Consider the following 18877-nt stretch of genomic DNA (forward strand, 5'->3'; position numbering starts at 1 on the left):
ACGCCACGCAATCGTCGGCGGTACCCGGACTTCGTGCCGGCGGGACGGCCTTTCCACCATGAGAGGCCCGCCGGGTTGTTCCGCGGTGCTTCGCTCACGCGTCGAAGCGGAAATACACCGTTCGGTGGTAGTCGCCGGCGCCCGCGTTCGGGCGGCTCTCCGGGCCCAGCGACGCGACGCCGTGGAACTTGTTGCCCATCGGCGCGATGCCGTCGAGCAGGGAGAGGTTGCCGGCCGGGTAGGTGACGACCGCGTTCTGCGGGTCAGGTCCCACCGCCGGGGTGAACAGCCGCAGGAACAGGCCCTCTTCCGCGGCGACCATCGTGACCGCGCCTTCGGTGGTGTCCAGCACCGCCCAGCAGGTCCGGGCGTGGTAGCCCTTGAACTCCGGGTAGGCGAACCCGCTCGCCCCGGTCGCGGTGTTGTTGTACGGCTTGCCCCAGACGTCCGGCTGCACGCCGCGAAGCCGGTTTTTGTAGACACGGTACGGCCCGTCCCCGAGCCAGGTGAGGCCCCGGACGTTCGCCTCGGGGTAGTCGAAGTTCACGCCGAGGTGGTCGTGATCGCCGGTGGCGCGGTAGCGGTACTCCAGCCGCAGCCAGCCGTTGGCGTCCAGGCGCCAGCGCACGGACGTCAGATCGCCGCTGTAGTCGCATTGCACGACCCAGCCGGTGCCGTCGTGGAAGTGGCTGAACGCGGTGAGGGTGGCCGCCCCGCCGGCCGGGGCGGGACCGTTGGCCAGCGACACCGGAGTGCTGCCGCGGCGCACGCCGATCAGCCGTCCGTCGGCCTTGGCGATGGTGACCCGGGTGGCGCCGGCGACGAGCGTGACGTCGGCGGCGGTCTCGGCCGCGGTGACACTGCCGGTGGTCGCCGGCTTGACCAGGCGCGCGGCGAAGTCGGGCGCCTTGCGGACGCGCCACGTCCAGGCGGTGACGTCCCGGCCGGTCGAGTCGGTCACGCTCAACCGCAGCGCGTCGGCGGCGGTCCAGCCGGCGGGCAGGCCGAGCGTGACCGCGCCGGTGGCTCCCGGTGCGACGTCCGGCGCCTCGGCCCGGCCCTGGGACAGGACCTGGTGGCCGGTGCCCGCGCCGGGCGCGGGGAAGGCCAGCAGCTGCCAGGCGAACCGGCACTCACGGAGGTTCGTGAAGTCGTACCGGTTGACGAGTTTCACCGTCTTGTCGAACGACGCCGGGAAAACCGAGTCGTAGTAGGCGGGACTGGCCAGCTGGACCGGCGACCAGATGTCCTTGATCGTGAAGAAGCTGCCTTCCTTCTCCCGGTACGGGCCGAGAATCCCGTCGGGGGCGCGGCTGCCGTTGGTGTCGAGGGCGCCGCCGCGGTCGTCCCGCGCGACGCTTTCGTCGATGAGCGCCCAGATGAACCCGCCCGCCGAGCGCTGGGTGCCGCCCATGAGCTTCCAGTAGTCGTTCAGGCCCGCCCCGGCGCCGCCGTCGTAGAGGCCGTGCAGGAACTCGGTCGGCATGAAGACCGTGCCCGCGGCGGCCTTGCTCGCGGTGCTGCTGTAGGTCTGGTAGTGACTCGTGTCGACGCCGCCGAACGTCGTCCACGGGTGCAGCACCGCCCGCCGCTGCGGGTCGTACTGCCCGAAGTCGTCGTCCAGCGCGGTGTTCCAGCCGCCTTCGTTGCCGTTGTCCCAGAACAGGATCGACGGGTGGTTGACGTCGCGCTCCACCAGGGCCTTGACCAGCGGGGCGCCGACGCCCTCGTCGTAGTGGTGCTGCCAGCCGGTCAGCTCGTCCAGGACGTAGAGCCCGAGCTCGTCGCAGAGGTCGAGGAAGAACGCGTCCGGCGGGTAGTGCGACATCCGGACGGCGTTCATGTTCATGTCCTTCATCAGCCCGATGTCGAGCCGGGCGAGGCGAGGACTGGACGCCCGGCCGGACGTCGGCCAGAACGTGTGCCGGCTCGCTCCTTTGAGGACGATCCGGTTCCCGTTGACGTAGACGCCGTCACCGGCCCGGACCTCGATCGTGCGGAAGCCGAAGCGCTCGACGGTGCTGTGCAACGGCACGCCGGCAGCCCTCGCGAGGGTCAGCTCAACCTGATGGAGGTTCGGCGTTTCGGCCGTCCACAGCGGCGGCCGGTCCGCGGTGGTGGTCAGCGTCGCGCTCGTCGCTCCGCTCGCGACGGCAACCGAAAAGGCCCCGCCGACGGCCGTGCCGTCGAGGCGGCGCAGCTGCGCGGTCAGCCGGGCCGCCGAGGTCACCCCGGCGAGCCTGACGTGGGCGGCGAAGGTCCCGTCCGCGCGGGCGTCGATCGCGACGTGGTCGATCCGGGCGGCCGGGTACGCCTGCAGTGACACCGGCCGGAAGAGGCCGCCGAAGTTCCAGAAGTCGCCGCGGCGCTCGGCGTCGTTCACCGAGTTGTCGGCTGACTCCTTGCTGACGGTCGCCTCGAGCAGGTTCGGCTCGCCGAGCCGCAGCAAGGCCGTCACGTCGTAGCGGAAGCGGTAGAAGCCGCCCTGGTGGACCGGCCCCGCCGAGACGCCGTTGACCCGCACGTCGGCGTCGGTCATGGCGGCCTCGAACGCCAGGAAGATCCGGCGGCCGGCCCAGGACGCCGGCGGCGTGAACGAATGCCGGTAGTCGCCCTTCTCCGCGGGGACGAGATCCCCGCCGTAGTGATAACTGCCGAAGCCGTGGCACTCCCAGTTCGACGGCGTCGGGATCGTGGCCCGCTCCCCCGCGCGCCGGCCGGCCGTGACCTGGAAGTCCCAGTCGACGGTGTGGTCGGCGTCGCTGCCGGTGAGGAGCATCGTCTCGGTTACCGGACCGGGCGGAGCCGCGTCGGCCCTACCCGCCGAAGGGACCCCGAGGGCGGACAACCCCGCGGTGGCAACGCCTACTGTGCCGATCGTCAATGTCGTGCGGCGATTGATCTCCACGAAGCCCCCCGATCCTGGATCTAATATATGACATACGATACAAGCCCAGGGAGTACGCGAGCGGACAAGCAGCCGGACAAGTCTTGACGTCCGGTCGCGCGCCCACGACAGTGGTGCCGCATTCCCCGCGTTGCCTCTGGCCAATCCCCTTGAAAGGTAGAGGAATGTTCTCCTCGGACTCCTGGCGGCGGTTTCGGCTGCTGGTCCTGACAGTGGTGGTCACGGCCGCGACGGCGGTAGTGGTGCCCGTCGCCACCGCGGCCGCCGGCTCGACCGTGGTCGGCGTGGCCTCCGGACGGTGCCTGGACGTCGTCGGCGACAACACCGCGCCGAAGACGCGCGTCAACATCTACGACTGCAACGGGCAAGCCAACCAGGCGTGGACGTTCACGTCCGCGGGTGAACTGCGGGTGTACGACGCCACGATGTGCCTGGACGTCGCCGGCCAGAGCATCACCGCCCCGGCCGACGTCCAGGTCTACACCTGCAACGGAGGCGCCAACCAGCGCTGGCGGGTCAACACCGACGGCACCATCACCGGCGTGCAGTCGGGCCTCTGCCTCGACGTCACCGCGGCGGGCACCGCGAACAGCACCCTGGTCGGGTTGTGGACCTGCGACGGGCAGGGCAACCAGAAGTGGCGGACCGGCCTCGGCGCCGACACCCAGCCGCCGAGCGTGCCGGGCAACCCGCGGGTGAGCGGCCTGGTCTGCGACGCCGTCACCTTCGCGTGGAACGCGTCCACCGACAACGTGGGCGTCGCGTTCTACGACGTCTACCACGACGGCCAGCTGATGAAGTCGGTGAGCGGGAGCACCCTGTCGACGAGCCTCACCGTGGTCGGCGGCGTGCCCTGGGGCCTGTACGTCAACGCCCGCGACGCCGCGGGCAACGTCTCGCAGGCCAGCGCCACGGTGCCGATCACCCCGCCGCCGTGCCAGCCCGACACCCAGGCGCCGACCGCTCCCGCAAACCCGGCCGGCAGCGCATCCGGCACGACGGTGACCCTGACCTGGACCGCGGCCACGGACAACATCGGCGTCCGGGCCTACGACGTCTACCGCGGCGGCGCCAAGGCCGGCACTGTCACCGGGACCGCCACCGCGCCGCCCGCGACCACCTTCGTCGACAGTGGACTGGCGCCGAACACGAGCTACTCGTACTACATCGTCGCGCGGGACGCCCAGGCGAACGTCTCGGCGCCCAGCGCGTCCACGACCGTGACCACCGGCGCGGCCTGCGGCGCCTCCGTGTGCGCGGTGACGCAGATCGCCACCGACACCGACATCCCGTGGGGTCTGGTGACCCTGCCGGACGGCACGATCCTCTACACCCGGCGCGACGCCCACGACATCGTCCATCTGAACCCCGCCACCGGGGCCAAGACCACCGTCGGCACGGTCCCCGGCGTCGATGACACCGACGGCGAAGGCGGCCTGCTCGGCCTGGCCGTCTCGACCGGTTTCGCCGGCGACCACTGGCTCTACATCATGCATACCTCGCCGTCCGACAACCGGATCGTGCGGATCAAACTGGCGAACGACAAGCTCGACACGGCGTCGGAACAAGTTCTGCTCAGCGGGTTGCTGCGCAACAAGTTCCACAACGGCGGCCGGCTGCGCTTCGGCCCCGACGGCAAGCTCTACGCCAGCGCCGGCGACGCCCAGAACGGGGACAACGCGCAGAACAAGGCCAGCCTCAACGGCAAGATCCTGCGGCTGAACCCGGACGGCAGCGTGCCCTCGGACAACCCGTTCGGCAACGCCGTGTGGAGCTACGGCCACCGCAACCCGCAGGGCCTGGCGTTCGACTCCCAGGGCCGGCTGTGGGAGCAGGAGTTCGGCAACGCGATCATGGACGAGACCAACCTGATCACCAAGGGCGGCAACTACGGCTGGCCGTCCTGTGAAGGCACCTCCGGAACGTGCGGCACCGCAGGCTTCATCGCCCCCAAGCGCACCTACCCCACCGCGGACGGCTCCTGCTCCGGCGTCACCATCGTCCGCGACGTGCTCTACGTCGCCTGCGAACGCGGCACCCGGATGTACCGCGAGGTGATCAGCGGCAGCGACCTGACCGACGTCCAGGCCTACTTCAACGGCACCTACGGGCGGCTGCGCACCGTGGAACCCGCACCCGACGGCGGCCTGTGGCTGACGACGTCCAACAACGGCGACAAGGACAGCATCCCCGACAACAGTGACGAAAAGATCTTCCACGTCGCGCTGGGAGGGTAGCCGGTCCTCAACGGTCGCCGGAACCCCGCAAGCTGGGACCACCTCTCGCGGCGTTCCGGTGTTCCCGCCGGCTCGCGGGTGCCCTCGAGGTGCGTGCAGTGGTCACCGTCCTGCTCGGCGCCGCCCTGCGACGAACCGTACGCGTCCGGCCGCCGGCCGCGAGAGCTGAGCAACACCTTTATTTCCTCGGCTTCGAAGACAGCCGAAGGAGCCGGTCAGTGTCGGCCGCGTCGGGTCGGTCCCATCCGGGGTGAACTCAGGGGCGCGTACGTTTCGCAGCACGCATTTGCCGGACGTCGTCCGCGCAGTTCGAACCGCCTGATTGCCAGGGCCGTCGTCACGAGTCACCCCTCACCCGTCAAACCCCTGCATCCCGCCGCCCCCAGAGCTTGCCGGAGACTCTCCGCCGAAATCGGACGCTGATACCGCTCTCGATGACAACGATCCTCATGCCGGGCGCTCCCGCAACCCGGTGTCAAACCCATCGAGCTCAAGGCCATCAGCAGAGTTGCCCGCTGAGGCAGCCACCCGGGCTCGTGGCATCAGACTCAACACCTCGCGCACCGGCTGCGCTGGGGGCGACACGGCCGCGAGTTCCTGCAGCACCGCGTCGAACAACGCCCTCCCGCCATCCCCAGCGATCAGCGGCTCAGGCTGGCACACCCAGCCGCAGCGCCAAGGCCAAGACGTTGCCGAAACCGAACAAAGATGAATCGGCGGCATCGCTTCCTGCGTCGCCAGGCCACCCGCGCCGACCTCTCGCCCCAGCCGCAACAGCTAAAAGGCCCCACACACCCTTTCGCCCGGATGCCGCCACAGGCGCACCCCATCCACGCCCGCCGAGTGGCCAGACGGTGCCCCGCCGACGACCACCTCCGGCGCACTGTCCCGAGGTGGCCCCATCGAAGTTCTTGTCAACTTGACCTGAACGATTCAGAACGCTAACCTCTACAGACCTAGCCCGCTTGTCATTGTGACCATAAGTCACCCTAATTTAGTCCAGGTGGACGTTCGATTGCAAAAAACGAGGAGCGCCATGACTGCAGACAGGGTCACACCCACAGCGGTGGCCGTGGTCCGACACGCCTTCCGACTGTTGGTCGAGCACTCACCGGTCACCCTTGACGGTTGGGCCTTATCCCCAGATCTTCCTCAACAAGTACTCTCATTGGACGAAGTCGTCGATCTTATCGGCAGCCGAGCGACAGACCACGCAGTCAAGGACGCAATCTGGGCCGAACTGGTCCGGCTAGCTCAGACGGACACGGAAACCTGGCAGATTATCGCTGCGGGTCTACTCGCTCCTAGCCTCGCGGCGACGGCACGCCGCGTCGTCGTTGAACGCGGCGGGGATCCCGCCGAAATCGAATCGGAGGTCATGCTCGGCTTCATAGAGGCGCTGCGAGTGGTCGATCCTTCAATGCGACGCTTGGTCCCTCACCTCAAGCGAGTCGCATACGACCGAGCAATGAGTGCGTTCCAGCATCCGTCCGCCTACTGCGCTAAGACTACAGCATTCTGCGTAGTGCCGATCGTGGCTCGCCGGGGACACATCGACCTCGTTCTCGCCGAGGCCATCGGCTACCACATCCTGACCCGCGCCGAAGCTGAGCTGATCGGGAGAACCAGAATTGAGGGCTTAAGCTTGACCGCTGCGGCGAGACAGCTCGGCTTTCCGGCTGAGCAATGCCGAGAAGTTCGCGCGAACGCCGAGTTCAAACTTCACGAGTTCCTCCAATCGCCTACCTATCGAGGCCACCACGTTGGCGCCACACCGACTCCCACAAGCCCGCATGACTACGCTCAACAGGCAAGAACCTAGCTCCCTAGAATTCTTGTCCGTTGGACCATAAGTCCGTAGGGTGCAGCTCGTGAACAAGTGGGACATCCCCCGCAGTGCTGTCGCGGTCGACCTGACAGTGCTGACCGTTCGGGAGCGCAGCCTTCAAGTCCTCGTGGTCACGCGAGCCAACCCTCCCTTTCAGGACCGCGTCGCCCTACCCGGCGGCTTCCTGGAAGACGGCGAGGACCTCGACCAGGCCGCACACCGTGAACTCGCCGAGGAGACCGGATTGAACGGAGCTGATCTGGCCATTCGCCAGCTGAGAAGTTACGGAGCACCTGATCGTGATCCACGCGGGCGTGTCGTGTCCGTGAGCTATGTAGCGCTGATGCCTGATCTCCCATTGCCCGTTGCCGGCGGGGACGCCAAAGCCGCGCATTGGGTACCCGTTAAGAACATTATCTCCGATCCGGACCAGCTCGCGTTCGATCACCACAAATTACTCGTCGACGCAGTCGAGTACGCCCGCAGCCAGCTGTCTGACACGACTCTCGCAACGAAGTTCTGCCCTCAGGAGTTCACTATTGCTCAGCTACGCGAGGTGTATGAGATCGTCTGGGGCGTCGAGCTCGATCCGTCGAATTTTCACCGCAAGGTCACCAGCTCACCCGGATTCCTCGTGCCGACAGGGACCCGAGCGGAAGGGACCGGAGGACGCCCGGCCAAGCTCTACCGCGCCGGAACCGGGATTCGACTGCACCCGGCCCTTTTGCGCGACTCGGTGGCCGACGAGCCGCATGACACCCATGCCCCATCACGCAGAGCAGGAAAGGCGCCGAATCGCCGATGAACACCGCTCACGACACTGCGCTGGGCACGGTGGTCATTTGCACCGCCGTGGCCGACGAGTACCGAGCCGTACGCGAGCACCTGGTCGAGCCGCTCGACGAACGCCAGGAACGGGGCACCCTCTACCAAGTTGGCGCCTTCCCCACCGATCGCGGCTCCTGGACCGTGGTACTGACCCAGACCAACGCTGGCAACACCGAGGCCGGCGTCCAGCTCGACCGCGCTATCGGCGCGTTCCGCCCGCAGATCGTGTTCTTCGTCGGTGTGGCGGGGGGCATCAAAGATCTCAAGCTCGGGGACGTCGTTGCGGCCGACACTGTCTACGGCTACGAGTCCGGTAAGGACACCGCAACCGGATATAGGCCACGTATCAAGACCTACCCGAGTACCTACCAGCTCGTCGAACGCGCAAACCAAATCGCCCGGGACGACGCCTGGCAGCACCGGATCTTGCCTGCTACGCCTACACCCCTGCCGACAGCGCTGGTCAGGCCGATCGCGGCCGGCAGCAAGGTCGTCGCCGACCAGCGGTCGGCCACTGCAGACTTTCTACGTGAGCACTGCGGCGATGCCGTCGCTGTCGAGATGGAGGGGCACGGCTTCCTCTACGGCGCTCATCTGAACAGCGATGTTGTCGCACTGGTCGTACGCGGTGTTTCCGATCTGCTCAGCGATAAGACCGGGGAAGCTGATCGCGAATGGCAGCCGATCGCCTCCCGGCACGCCGCCGCGTTCGCCCTCGAACTGCTGAGTCGGGTGCCAAAGACCGGCACTGAACGCGAGCGGGCCCGAGACAAAGACTGTAAGGCGCTACGCGAGGTCACAGAATCGAACCTCCGCGCCCTCGCCACCCACACGACGTTGCCGGGAGCGGCCGAGGGTTCCGCCATCGATCGCGCGGAGCTCCCCGCATTGCTCGCAACAGCCGACACCTTCGTCCTGACCGGCGAACCGGGTTGCGGCAAGACAGGTTTGCTGAACCAACTGGCCCACAAGATGATCGACCGTGGCGATGACGTCGTCCTTCTGACCGTCGATAGCATCGGGTCGGAAGCAGGCTCGATTCGCGATGACGTTCAGCTGAGCCAGTCGTTACTCGCCGTACTCCGCGAATGGGTCGGCGAATCACACGCCACCTTGTTCATCGACGGGTTGGACGCCTCCCGAGGTGGTCCTCTCCCCTGGCTGGTCAGGCTGATCCACGGACTCGTCGGTTCGCGATGGCAAGTGATCGCGACGATGCGGCAGTTCGACCTCCGCCACAGTCCGGTATGGACCGACGTATTCTCCGGACCACCGGTCTCGGATCAGCGGGAGCACGTCGACGAAACGCTTAGGGGCGTCCGCCACTTCCTGCTCGGGAACATCTCGCCCGATGAGCTCACCGCGCTCGCAGGTAAGCATGCCAGTGTCGCGCAACTGACCTCCAGCGCGAGCGAGCACATGCTCGACCTCATTCGCAACCCCTTCAACCTCCGGCTCGCCTGTGAACTGCTGATCGCCGGAGTCAGCCAGGCTTCGCTGGCCGAGGCACGCGACCAGCTCGAGCTATTGCAGGGGTACTGGCGTGTCCGCGTAACCCAGGACACTGACAGCGAGGCACGCCTGCGGGCGCTGGAATGTCTCAGCGGGACGATGCTGGAACGGCGAACTCTCGGCGCGAGCGGCCGCTGCGTACCCCATGCACTCCTCGATGCGAGAACCGCTCTCGTCCAGGACGGAGTACTCCATGAGCTTCCGGGCCGTCTGAAAGCCAGCGGGTCACCGTTCCTCGCCTACTCACACCACATCCTCTTCGACTACAGCGTCGCCGCGCTCATCTTCGCCGTCGATGACGAATCACAGCTGGTAGCACGGCTGCAAGATGATCCCAATCTCGTGATTGTGGCACGACCGAGCATCGACCTGCACCTGGCTGATCTCTGGCACGTCGATCAAGACCGCTCCACCTTCGCAGCCACGATCGCAGCGCTGGCGCGACATGGCGACAGCCTCGCAGGGGTCGCCGCGGTGCGGATTCTCGTTTCCGAGGCCTCAGCAGACGATGACCTGCGATGGCTCATAGACCTCTCGCACAGCGACACTGTGACGTTCTCGACGATCATCGGGTGGATCGCAGGTGTTCTGGACGCAGAGGACGAAGCAGCTCGTGAACGCGCCGGCAGCAAGGTCGGGTTGTGGACCAAGGTGCTTGCCAGCGCCACCGCACAGGTGCCAATCAACTTCGAGATCGCACTGGTGAACCAGACGTTTCGCCTACTGAAGCAGATCGACAAACTATCGACGATGCATCCCGGGACAGTAGCGGCTTACGTGTGGGCGGAATGCGTGGCCAACTTGATGTCCGTAGCGCTCGAGGAACCGGCCGAACGTGAACGGCTCGCCACCGCAGCGGCGAGATTTCTCCCCCGTGTGATCGCGATCGAGCCCTCACACAACCATCTCCTCAAAGCGACACTTGAGCCGGAGATCATGGAGCTCTGGTCACCTCGCTATCTCTACCACTATGTGGAGGCCGTCGACGCGATCGCCGCCGCAGACCCTGACCTGGCCCGTGACTTGCTCGTGCAAGTACTTCGATGGAGCGACGACAGCGACGACGTCAGTCCTTTGATCCAGGGCATAGTGACGATGACCACGACTCGGCGGCAGGACCTCGAGACGGCGAAGTACGAGATCGGGCGGAAAATGGCCGCATTCATTTCCGCCGCGGACATCGCGCGCTCCATCGAAGTCCTTGCCGAGGCCCTCCGCCCGGACTCCGATGAGCTGACCACGGAAGTCGGCGGCTATATGATCTCCGTGCGGGCCGCCCAGGGCCAAGTCGACCGCTACGGCTCCTGGCTCCAATACGGCCCGGGCCACGGCGCCGCGAAAGGCATCCTCACCGCGTTCGTCACTGCCTTGCTCGAAGTATCCACCGGAGATGCCGACCTCGACGCACTCGTCGACGACCTGGTCCGTCGGATCCGGCACCCCGAGGCCTGGCAGGCACTGCTGGCCACCGCCGCGGAGAGCCCCGCCGACTTGGGGCACGCATTCCTGCCCGTGTTGAAGAGCGGAGGACTGATCGCGCACTCGCAGACCCGTGCCGCCGCCGGCAAGTTGATCCGGGCAGTCGGTCCCTCGATCTCCACAGCCGAGGAGCACGATCTTGAACAAGCCATCCTGACTGGCCCTACCCATTTTCGACACCCGTCGGACGAAGTAACGGAACACTTCTTGGACCAGCTGTGCGGTTGCCTCGACATCGACAAGATCCAAGATTCCGCACTCGCCGAGCGAACACGTCTGCAGGCCGAAGCCGACGGACCACCCCCCATCCCCCAACCTCACGGGCCCGTTACGAGCATCGACCCCCTCACCTTGCAGGATTACCTTGGGAAACAGGACGCCGAACTCAGTGACCTCCAGCAACGTGAGGCGCTCGATACGCTCCGAAACCTGGTCGACACGCTGCCTACCACCCCGTCTCCGGATCAGAAGACAGCTCTCGAGCAGGCACTCCGGCAGGCGCTTGCCGTCGGAATAGGCGGCCCCGGCCACCGCCTGCCAGGCGCTGAAATGATCTTCCGAGCCATCGAAGCTCTAGTCCGCGCAGAACCACCGGAGCCGGACTCCGACTTGGCCAAATTGATCGTTCCCCTACTGCTCTCCGCAGCTGGCCCGGACAACGAACCGGACGAGGAAGGTCCCAAGTCATGATGTCCTGGACACCAACCCCTAAGCGTACAGCTATCAACACGCTGGCAACCCTTTGGTGTCAACCCGCCTGGCAGTCGTCGCAGCACGCGGACTCGATCCGTGAGATTCTCCGGGACAAGGCCGACGATGCCGACGACGTCATCCGGCTCCACGTCGCTCAGGTGGCGCGGCGGCTTTCCATCGAACCAGAAGCTGGGTTTGGGCTCGTGCGCGACCGTCTTCTCGTCGAAAAGCAGTCTCTTGTCGCCACTGTCCTCCTCTGGGAGCTTTGGGACTGCGGCTCAGATCGGCCCGAGGAGGTCGATGTTGTCCTAGCAAGCCTCGTGAAACAGGAACCTTGGACGCTGCTGCTCAACGAGACCCAATCCAATTCGGATCACCTCGAACCACTCGACATCATCACCTCACTCGCCTTGGTGCTCGCCATCCGACATCAGACGCCCGCCGCCCAAGAACTGGTCAGAACCTGGCTCTCCGATCCCATCGCGACGGCGGCCGCCCAGCACGCTGTCGGCAATCTGCGCGCATGGACTGAACTGCCATCTGGACAAGCCACGGAGCGCGCACGTGCATTCGACATGCTGGAAGCTGCGACCGCTGCATTGGCTCAACTTCGCCATTCAGCAGCTGACTCCCCAGATCAACTGGACAGAATCTTTGCCACGGCAGACCTCATTTCCCGCAACATCAACTTCGCCTCCGAAGCGGTTCTAAGGAGCGGCGGCCATCCCACCGAAGATCGCGAATTTGCCGCGAGAGCCCTCGCCGTGTTGGATGGGATTGCTCAGTTCAAGCATCCCTCGATCACACACTTCTTGATCGAAGCACTAAGCCATCTTGCCGCCGCCGACCCGTCTCAAGCCTTCCACACAGCAGCAACAGCGGTGGACACAGGCGATGAATACACGTATGACTCAGTCGCAGCCGCCGAAACGACCAAATTCATAGAGCGCTACCTGGCCGAGTTCCGCGAAGCTGTGATCGCTGACGACAAGCTGCTGACGGCGATCCGGTCGGTACTCCACGCTTTCGTCGACGCTGGCTGGCCTTCGGCCATTTCCCTCGCCTATCGGCTGAGTGAGGCGTTTCGATGAGGACTACTAACGGCGAACCACGGTGTCAACCTGATACCCGTGTCTGTGCCCCGGGTCAGGCAACACTTCTCCCCATGTACAGAGCAATCTGCCCACCGTGAACTGCGCCGAGCGGGCAGGAATCGTCTGAAGATCAGGGCTGCAGGTCGCGTGACGTAGGTACCTGCCCAACTTGCGGTGGGCAGTCGAGCTTGCGGAACTCGGCCCATTGGCGGCTCACCTCGGCCCAGATGACCTGCTGTTCAGCATAGAAGCTGTCCAGTTTCTCTCGCTTGAGGTCGATGGCCGGCGTCGTGACGAGGTAGTAGTCCAGGTCGTCGCGTACCCGGTTCATGCGGCACTGAGACTCTTCCATCAACAGCTGACGCGAGCGCCAGTTGCAGAAGGCTTCGAGGCCGCCCAGCAACGCTACCGCAGCACAAGCGGCAGCGCCCATGAAGCACGATCCGGGATCTGCGGTATCCCGAGCACGACCGTCGAAGCAGCCGTCACAATGAGCGTCGCGACTCGTACCCGACCCGCGGGCACCCGGTAGCGCTTCTTGCGGGAGTTCAGCCATTCCATGTCAGCCGATACAAGATCGCGAAACCTAACATCGCCTCGCGCAAGGAAACTTCAGGCATCCGCCCCATCAGCGCCAGATAACCCTTCTCAGATAACAGTTCTCCGGTGTCACGGTCCTTCGCTCTCATCGCACAAGCCTTTCCGTCCCGGATCCTTCTGGCAGGTCAGCAACCACCTGCAGAGCCGACTGCACGCGCACAGACAGCTGGCTCCGCTAGGTCAAGTCGAACGCGATGCGGCACGCTCCGGTCGTTTCGCTGCAGCTTCATCTGTCGGGTGTGTCCTGCATCCGGCACTGTCCGGTTCGCGCCCGATTGCTGCGATCCGGCGGTATCGCCCCTCGCGCACATCAGATCGTGCGTGGTCCCGTGACACCGGCAAGACGGCGGCGGGCCCAAGACAGCGTGCACGGGTCCCACACGGCGTCACGCTCCAGCAGCAGTCGCAGCAGACGAAATTCACCCGGCACTTGTTGCATCTCCTTCCACACAGTGGCGAACGGCCATCGCTGCAGTTGAGCTCGCATCCCCTCGGCCCAGATCTGCCATGTGGAGTCACCAATCCAGCCCTTCTCGCGAAGTTCCAGCTGGTCCTCGCACAACCGCACGTACGCCCGCATCACTCTCTCGTCATCTTCACCGACGTCCCGCATCGGCACCCCACGCAGCGCATCAAGCGACAGCTTGTCCATCAACGCCCAGTAGCGTTGAACGTAGAGCGTCTCGAACTGACGGCGACGTTGCTGCTGCGATGCCCGCAGCGACAGCATCGCCAGGAACACGCTCACCGTCGTGATGACGCTGGCGATGTTCTGGATCACACGTCCACCTCACCCGAAGCAGAGCCACCGTCGAGAAGGCAGCCCCATCTCACGGGTTGCTTACACGGCGGCCGTGCCTGGAGCGCAGACCACGCGAAGGCGCCGAGGCCACCACCGCGCCGGGTAAAGGTGTGCCACGTCGTCATCGCCATTTCAATCACGCCAGTGCTGTCGATCCCGGCACGAGAAACGTCACCACGACCGCGGCTGATGTGACCAAACTGAAATGGTCATCTGCTGCTCTGGCAGGCGGCCACAGCCACCACGGGTTCCGCACAAATGCGCGGCGCAGACGGCCCAGTCCAGCTCGTCGACAGCCCGGCTGACACATGGCGCACTGGAGCGTGGTTTCGATCAGCACCAGTTGCTCACCGACCGCGACGGCCAGCGACGCTCGGCCTTCGGCACCGGCCTCGGCCGCGGCGACCTGCTGGCCGCACGCTCCCGCCGCCCACTACGCTTCGGGCGACCGGACCGCCCGTGGATCACAGGTGGTGCGTACCGACTGCGGCTTCCGACGGAAGTTCGACAACCTGTTCCACCTCCGCCTCAGACCGCGGACTCGACAACTCAATCGAGCTGGCCAAAGCCAGCTCGCGCGATAGCGCTGGACCGACGTCCGCCCAGCCGATCAACAGCAGCGGGCCTACGGCGTCAAACAACGCTCGCCCGACGTCACCCGCGATGAGTGGCTCAGCAACGTTCAGCGCGGGTGACGATGCTCGACGCCACCAGCAACCGCTGCGCTGGCCGGACCGCTTCCGCCCCGGCGCCGCGAGTCGCCGGATGGCGGATAGCGATCAACAGGCCGAGCACGGAAATTGAACCTTCTCGAAACACACCTTCGCTTTCCGTTCCATGCGCTGTCCCAGGAGCCACTCGGTCATGACGACCGACCTCGGACATCGCCCAAGCCTGGTAGACACCTCATTCCGAGACACAGCGCGCCTACGCTGATTGCATATGCGAACACCATGAGCATCTCGCGATCAGCCCGCCGGAGCTCAGGCTGTCATCAAGGGCGACCTGGCCAAGCTGCCGGATCACGCCGACCAGCTCGTGCGCGACGAGGTTCGACCGCCACTCGTTGTCCGCAGCCTGGAAGTCACGGGCCCGATCACACCCGCGCCGTCCGGCGGCACCGGTTCGGGACGACCGGGCTCCCGCCGCGGCATGATCGGTTACGATCGGCTGCCAGCCAGCGGAAACCACTCACGATGGATGCACACAGTGACCGGCGGACCACACGTCTCAGTACCCATCGGGCTCCATGCATCCCGCTGGACCACCATGGCTCCGCAACGGTCGGTCCTGCTCGTAGCCCACAACGTGACCACGGTGAACCGATTGCTGGACGTGCTCCCCGCGTTCGAGAACGACCCCCGCATCCAGCTCGTGGTCACCGCGATCGACGCCGACCCCTTCCAGGATGGCCTCGCGAAAGCGCTCATCGGCACCGGCCTCATCACCATCCCCTGGGAACAGGCGAAAAACACCCCGTTCGACCTGGCCATCAGCGCCAGCAACCACGGCGACCTGGCCGACATCCCGGCGCGCCGAGTGATCTTGTCCCACGGAATTGGATATACTAAATACCCTCCGACCAGGGACCAGGGACCAGGGACCAGGGACCAGGGACCAGGGACCAGGGACCAGGGACCAGGGACCAGGGACCAGGGACCATTCGGCCTCTCGCCGGAATGGCTGCTCAGCGGTGGCGTACCGATAGCGGACGCGTTCGTGCTGTCGCATACCGATCAGCTCCGCCTCCTCGAAGAAACCGTCCCCGCCGCCGCACCGACGGGTGTGGTGGCCGGAGATCCGTGCCTGGACCGGATTCAGGCCAGCCTGCCGTTGCGGCAGCGGTACCGGGCCGCGCTCGGCATCGGTGACCGCGCACTGGTCCTGCTGACCTCGACCTGGTCCCGGCGTTCGCTGCTGGGCGCGAGGCCCAACCTCCCCCGGGAGCTGCTCTCCGAGCTGTCCCCGGACTCCCACGTCGTGGCCCTGGTACTGCACCCGAACATCACGCACGGCCAGGGAGCAGCCTCCGTCCGGCAGTGGTACGCCGACTGCCTCCGCTCCGGCATGCTGATTCTCGACGAAGTGGACGGCTGGCGGGCCGGTCTCGTCGCCGCGGACGTGGTCATCGGCGACGTCGGCTCGGTGAGCGGGTATGGCGCGGCCATCGGACGACCGACTCTGATCGGCGCGTTCGACAAGGTGCCGCCGAACACAGCGATCGCCGCGCTCGGCGCCATCGCACCTCGGTTACCACTCCACGGCCCCTACATGCCGGCCATCGCGACCGCTAGCGCTACCTCGGCGTCAGAGCTGTTCGCACCAGTGACGGAACTCGCGACCTCCGCCCCGGGAGAGTCGCTTTCCTTGCTGCGCACATGTTTCTACGAACTGATGGACCTGACGGAGCCGAAGCACGAAGTCGCGATCGCGCCGGTCTCTTCCATCGACATCGCCACCCGCTACGACGGGGCCGGTGCTCACTTCGTGCACCACGAGGTCGACGTCGAACGACGGCTCGTGCGGTTGTCCCGCCGGCCGGCCGAGGTTCAGCGGTCGGGCCGGGACGACGACACCGACCTCCACCTCAGCAGCTCCGTCGACTACCCGATCAGGTCGCTTCGCACCGGCTCGGCGGTGCTCACCTGCCGGCCGGAGGATCCGGGCACCGACCGCGAAGGCTGGCACCAGAACGTCTTCGCCCGGCATCCCCGATGTTCGGTCAGCGCAGTCCCCGCCGGGGAGACGGTGATCGCCCAGCTCAGGTCCGGGCCCACGCTCACGCTCACGGCACCGGCGGTCCCGCCGGAGGTGCTCGCCTCCATCCCGCACGCGTGGCGAGCAGCCGGACTCGATCCACTCGAACTCGCCCCCGGCGTCCTGCTCGTGCTGTCCGGCAACGAGCACCAGGTCGCGGTGACGGCCGGCCCCCGATAGGAGCCGGGTTACCCCTCGGCCTGGCCGCGCAGCTCCTTCGCACGATCGCGATAGGCACGGGCTTCCCCCGGCCGCTGCTGCGAGCCAGCCAGGTCGCCGAGCTTGTCGAGCACGTCGGCCGCGTTCTTCGGCATCGCCCGCCGTTCGTAGATGGTGCCGGCTGTCAGCCATCGTGCCTCCGCTGCGGGCTCATCACCGGCTTTCAGCTCCAGGTCGCCGAGCAGCTCTTCGCAACGGGCGAGGTTCGGTGCATCCCGATCCTGCTGGGCGAAGTACTCCTTCGCTTGGCTCAGCGCGAGTTCGGCGTCGTCGAAGGACTCCAGTTTCCACGCCACCCGGGCCAGGTGCATCCGCAGCAGCGCGGCGGCCCGTTGTTCCTGGACGGGGTCATCCATGAGGTCCACTGTGGACAATGCCAGAGTCAGCGAATCCCGTGCTTCCGTGAGGCGGCCGAGGCCTTCGTAACCAAGCCCCATCCACTCGTGCGCGCTCGAAGTTCCCGGCGCGTACCCGGTGCCGAGGGCGGCGGCCGCGAACCGCACCGCGGCTTCGCCCTCGCCGAGCTGCTCGTGCAGGCCGGCCAGGTCCCGGTTGAGCTGCCACTGCACCGGTGCCGTCCGAGCGAAGTCCAGCGCACGGACGTAAAGGTCGATCAGCGCGGCGGTCCGGCGGGTCTGGTAAGCAAACGAGTAGAGCGCAGCGGGAACCGCCACGGCGAGATCGAACCAGCCGAATTCCGTGCAGCTGTGTGCTGCGGTGAGCAGGTTCAGCCATTCGACCGTGTACTCCTGGGACGCCTTATCGGCATCGTCGTATGCCGACTCGATCGACGCGTAGAGCGCTTCGGACCCCTGCGGTACCGGTCGCGGGGCGTAGGCGCGGTCCAATGCGATCGCACGCCGGGCCAGCCAAGTGGTCGCGCGCTCGGCCACCTCCTGGGCCTGCTCGGGCGACTTCTCCGCGGCGCATTTCGCCGCGTGCTCGCGGAGAAGGTAATGGAAGCGGTAACGCCCGGCGCCGCAGTCCTCGATCAAGAACCGCCGGACCAGCTTCGCCAGCCGGCGCCGCGCTTCCCGCTGGGTACAGCCGAGCACCTCCGCCGAAATCGCCAGGCCGAAGTCGGCCACCGGCATCGCGCCCCACGCCCGGTAGTCGGTCTGCTCATCGTCGGGAAGGTCGCGGTAGATGGCGTCGAAGACCCGCTCGACCGACACCTCCTCATCCTGTTCGAGGTCGGCCAGGCCCAGCGTCGCGACCAGTTCGTGCGGGTCCTCCTCGCCGCTGATGATGCGCCCGGCGCCGACTTTCAGCGCCAAGGGCAGGCCTGTGCACTTCGCGCACAGCATCCTGATGACCTCGTCCGGCACCGCGCCCGCGCCGCCCATCGCCGTGATCAGCTCACCCACCGCGGCGACGTCGAAACCGGTGAGCACGATCCGGGTGAACCCGGCGGCCGCGAGCTCGTCGTGCCGGCTCCGGCTGGTGACGATCACCAGGGCGTTGGAGACGTCGCCGAGCAGCTCCTCGACCTGCCCGGACAGGCTCACGTCGTCGATCACCAGCACCATCCGCTTGCGGGCGAGCAGGCGGCGGGCGACCGCGAGCAGGTCTTCCGGCGCCGCGGGGATCTCCGCCGCCGGTGTGCCGAACTGGACCAGCACCTGCCGGGCGAGATCCTCCGGTGGCACGACCATCCGGGCCGCCGACCCGTGCGCGTCGAGGAACAGCCCACCGTCCGGGTAGTCCCTCAGCAGCAAGTACGCCAGGTGGACCGCCAGGGTAGTCTTGCCGATCGCCGGAGGGCCTGTCACGTGCAGCAGTGTGGGCCGCCCGTCGGCGCGCGCGGTTGCCTGCCCCGCCGTCGCGAGCGCGATCGGGGCGGCCCGGTCCACGCACAACGGATCCCGGGGCAGTGTCCACGGCGCAGCTGGCTGTTCGGTCACGCGTGTCCCTCCTTCG

The 18877-nt window shown here is 66.5% G+C and carries 11 protein-coding genes; 6 read left to right on the forward strand and 5 right to left on the reverse strand.

The features are described from left to right. Positions 1–94 precede the first annotated feature (94 nt). Positions 95–2779 carry a glycoside hydrolase family 2 TIM barrel-domain containing protein gene (locus OG943_RS16015; RefSeq protein ID WP_328610559.1) on the reverse strand — a complete coding sequence of 895 codons (2685 nt, stop codon included), beginning with the start codon at positions 2777–2779 and terminating at the stop codon, positions 95–97. Between the two features lie 293 nt (positions 2780–3072). Between OG943_RS16015 and OG943_RS16020 the strand changes: the two genes are divergently transcribed. The 5 genes from OG943_RS16020 (at position 3073) to OG943_RS16040 (ending at position 12576) form a co-directional block, all read left to right on the forward strand. Further along, positions 3073–5145, forward strand: a complete 2073-nt coding sequence (locus tag OG943_RS16020; protein ID WP_328610560.1) for a PQQ-dependent sugar dehydrogenase — start codon at positions 3073–3075, stop codon at positions 5143–5145. A gap of 1168 nt (positions 5146–6313) precedes the next feature. Continuing rightward, complete coding sequence (locus OG943_RS16025; protein ID WP_328610561.1) at positions 6314–6967, forward strand: hypothetical protein; 654 nt, start codon at positions 6314–6316, stop codon at positions 6965–6967. A 49-nt stretch (positions 6968–7016) separates the two neighbouring features. Beyond that, entirely contained in the window at positions 7017–7778 is a 762-nt protein-coding gene (locus OG943_RS16030) for an NUDIX hydrolase (RefSeq protein WP_328610562.1), read from the forward strand. Then, on the forward strand, positions 7775–11482 hold the full coding sequence (locus OG943_RS16035; RefSeq protein ID WP_328610563.1) for a phosphorylase family protein: 3708 nt from the start codon (positions 7775–7777) through the stop codon (positions 11480–11482). Before OG943_RS16030 ends, OG943_RS16035 begins: the two co-directional genes overlap by 4 nt. Next, on the forward strand, positions 11479–12576 hold the full coding sequence (locus OG943_RS16040) for a hypothetical protein (protein ID WP_328610564.1): 1098 nt from the start codon (positions 11479–11481) through the stop codon (positions 12574–12576). The genes OG943_RS16035 and OG943_RS16040 overlap by 4 nt, the downstream gene beginning before the upstream one ends. A 133-nt stretch (positions 12577–12709) precedes the next feature. On the opposite strand, the gene OG943_RS16045 is transcribed toward OG943_RS16040, so the two are convergent. The 3 genes from OG943_RS16045 to OG943_RS16055 all read right to left on the reverse strand — a co-directional run bounded on the left by OG943_RS16045 (position 12710) and on the right by OG943_RS16055 (position 13960). After that, positions 12710–13012 (reverse strand): hypothetical protein, encoded by a 303-nt coding sequence (locus tag OG943_RS16045; RefSeq protein WP_328610565.1) that lies wholly within the window; start codon positions 13010–13012, stop codon positions 12710–12712. 115 nt (positions 13013–13127) lie between these two features. Then, entirely contained in the window at positions 13128–13268 is a 141-nt protein-coding gene (locus tag OG943_RS16050) for a hypothetical protein (RefSeq protein ID WP_328610566.1), read from the reverse strand. A 221-nt stretch (positions 13269–13489) separates the two neighbouring features. Continuing rightward, complete coding sequence (locus tag OG943_RS16055) at positions 13490–13960, reverse strand: hypothetical protein (RefSeq protein WP_328610567.1); 471 nt, start codon at positions 13958–13960, stop codon at positions 13490–13492. A gap of 1338 nt (positions 13961–15298) precedes the next feature. On the opposite strand from OG943_RS16055, the gene OG943_RS16060 reads away from it, so the two are divergent. Continuing rightward, complete coding sequence (locus OG943_RS16060) at positions 15299–16918, forward strand: hypothetical protein (RefSeq protein WP_328610568.1); 1620 nt, start codon at positions 15299–15301, stop codon at positions 16916–16918. Between the two features lie 8 nt (positions 16919–16926). Here the strand turns inward: OG943_RS16060 and OG943_RS16065 are convergent, their stop codons facing one another. Continuing rightward, positions 16927–18861 (reverse strand): ATP-binding protein, encoded by a 1935-nt coding sequence (locus OG943_RS16065; protein ID WP_328610569.1) that lies wholly within the window; start codon positions 18859–18861, stop codon positions 16927–16929. Positions 18862–18877 lie beyond the last annotated feature (16 nt).

The organism is Amycolatopsis sp. NBC_00345 (assembly GCF_036116635.1).
Classification (GTDB): domain Bacteria; phylum Actinomycetota; class Actinomycetes; order Mycobacteriales; family Pseudonocardiaceae; genus Amycolatopsis.